Origin of the sequence: Limimaricola soesokkakensis, from assembly GCF_900172345.1 — a bacterium.
Classification (GTDB): Bacteria; Pseudomonadota; Alphaproteobacteria; order Rhodobacterales; family Rhodobacteraceae; genus Limimaricola; species Limimaricola soesokkakensis.
Genome location: NZ_FWFY01000033.1, coordinates 1 through 2699 on the forward strand (window position 1 = coordinate 1; position 2699 = coordinate 2699).

Consider the following 2699-nt stretch of genomic DNA (forward strand, 5'->3'; position numbering starts at 1 on the left):
ACACCACCTTCAGCGGCGATCTGACGGTGACCTACAACGCCGGCTCGGCGACGAACCAGACCCAGGCCGTCAGCTTCGCGGCTGGCATCGGCACGCTGACCGTGCAGGTCGCCAATGACGATGTCGACGACGGCGACGAGACGGTGCCGGTCACCCTGACCGGGGCCACCGGAACCGGTGTGGCGGTGACGCTCGGCACCGCGACCGCCAGCGGCACGGTCACCGAGGACGACGTCGCGGCGCCGCCCGATCCCGGCAGCGTGCTGCCGATCAACTTCAACGCCAGCCCGCTCTTGAGCTACAGCAACCAGGACCAGACGCCGCAGGGCTTCCAGATCGATCCCGATGGCGCCGGCATCACGCTGAGCGGCAACACCTGGAAGAAGACCCTGCTGCCCGGCGGCACCTTCACCGTCGACGCCGACACGGTGCTGCGCTTCGACGTGACGATGCAGAACGGCACCGCCGAATTCGTCAGCATCGGCCTCGAGAACGACGACAACTACAAGACCACCGACGACCTGCTGTTCCAGGTGTTCGGCTCGATCAACATCGCAAGGTTCGACCAGTCGGTGCGCAACGACTACACCACCGTGGGCCAGACCGTGAGCTACGAGATCCCGCTGGCGGCGCATGCCGGCAGGACCTTCGACTACCTGGCGCTGATCAACGACGACGACGCCGCGCAAAGCTCGATCGTGCGCTTCTCGAACGTCGAGCTGGTGCAGGGCGGCGGGGCGCCGGCGCCGACCGGGCCGGTGCTCTCGATCACCGACGCGCCGACGGTGGCCGAGACCGGCGACACCGGGACCACCGATCTCGACTTCGGGCTGAGCCTGAGCGACACCGGCTTCACCGGCACCCTGCAGGTGACCTACAACGCCGGCTCGGCGACGAACCAGACCCAGGCCGTCAGCTTCGCGGGTGGCATCGGCACGCTGACCGTGCAGGTCCCCAATGACGACCTGGCCAACGGTCCCGAGACGGTGCCGGTCACCCTGACCGGCGCCACCGGCACCGCCACGCCGGTGACGCTCGGCACCGCCAGCGCCAGCGGCACGGTCACCGAGGACGACGTCGCGGCGCCGCCCGATCCCGGCAGCGTGCTGCCGATCGACTTCAACGCCAGCCCGCTCCTGAGCTACAGCAACCAGGACCAGACGCCGCAGGGCTTCCAGATCGATCCCGACGGCGCCGGCATCACGCTGAGCGGCAACACCTGGAAGAAGACCCTGCTGCCCGGCGGCACCTTCACCGTCGGCGCCGACACGGTGCTGCGCTTCGACGTGACGATGCAGAACGGCACCGCCGAATTCGTCAGCATCGGCCTCGAGAACGACAACAACTACAAGACCACCGACGATCTGCTGTTCCAGGTGTTCGGCTCGGTCAACATCGCCAAGTTCGACCAGTCGGTGCGCAACGACTACACCACCGTGGGCCAGACCGTGAGCTACGAGATCCCGCTGGCGGCGCATGCCGGCAGGACCTTCGACTACCTGGCGCTGATCAACGACGACGACGCCGCGCAAAGCTCGATCGTGCGCTTCTCGAACGTCGAGCTGGTGCAGGGCAGCGCGCCGCCGCCACCCCCGCCGACCGGGCCGGTGCTCTCGATCACCGATGCCCTGACGGTGGCCGAGACCGGCGACACCGGGACCACCGATCTCGACTTCGGCCTGAGCCTGAGCGACACCACCTTCACCGGCACCCTGCAGGTGACCTACAACGCCGGCTCGGCGACGAACCAGACCCAGGCCGTCAGCTTCGCGGGTGGCATCGGCACGCTGACCGTGCAGGTCGCCAATGACGACCTGGCCAACGGTCCCGAGACGGTGGCGGTCACCCTGACCGGGGCCACCGGCACCGCCACGCCGGTGACGCTCGGCACCGCGACCGCCAGCGGCACGGTCACCGAGGACGACGTCGCGGCGCCGCCTGCCAGCGTCGTTCTCTCGATCGCCGATGCGCCGACGCTGACCGAGACCGGCGACACCGGGACCACCGATCTCGTCTTCGACCTGAGCCTGAGCGACGCCAGCTTCACCGGCAGTCTGCAGGTGGCCTACGACGCCGGCGCGGCGACGAGCCAGAGCGTCAGCTTCGTCGATGGGATCGGCATGCTGACCGTGTCGGTGGCCAATGACGATGTGGACAACGGCACCGAGACGGTGGAGGTCACCCTGACCGGGGCCAGCGGCGCCGGCCCGACCGTGACGCTCGGCACCGCGACCGCCAGCGGCATGGTCATCGAGGACGACATCACCGGTGGCGGCGGTACCGTTTCGACGGTCGTCACGGCGATCGGCGCCTCCTCCGACGACTGGGAGCAGTTCGGCGGCGGCGGCAGCGGCGACCTCGAATTCGGCCTGAACGGCAGCCGGGCACAGGCCGTGGGGATGCGCTTCGACGGGATCGACATCCCGCAGACGGCGACCATCACCGACGCCTACCTGCAGTTCACCTCGCTCCAGACCTCCTCGGGGGCCGCGAACTTCACCATCGGCATCCAGGGCAGCGAGACCGCCGCCACCTTCTCCTCCGGCGCGCCGCCGCAATCGCGCGTCACCGCGGACGAGTTCGCCTGGTCGAATGTCGAGCAGTGGACCGCCGGGGGCACCTACCGGACGCCCGACATCAGCGGGCTGATCGAAACGGTGATCGGCGCCGACGGGGCCACGAACGCCGCCCTGGCCTTC

General features: G+C 69.1%; 1 protein-coding gene. It reads left to right on the forward strand.

Annotated features, from left to right (window positions below; all coding sequences use genetic code 11):
- Window positions 1-2699, forward strand: a 2699-nt coding sequence (locus LOS8367_RS19160; RefSeq protein ID WP_165761527.1) for a beta strand repeat-containing protein, incomplete at both ends; no start/stop codon positions are given.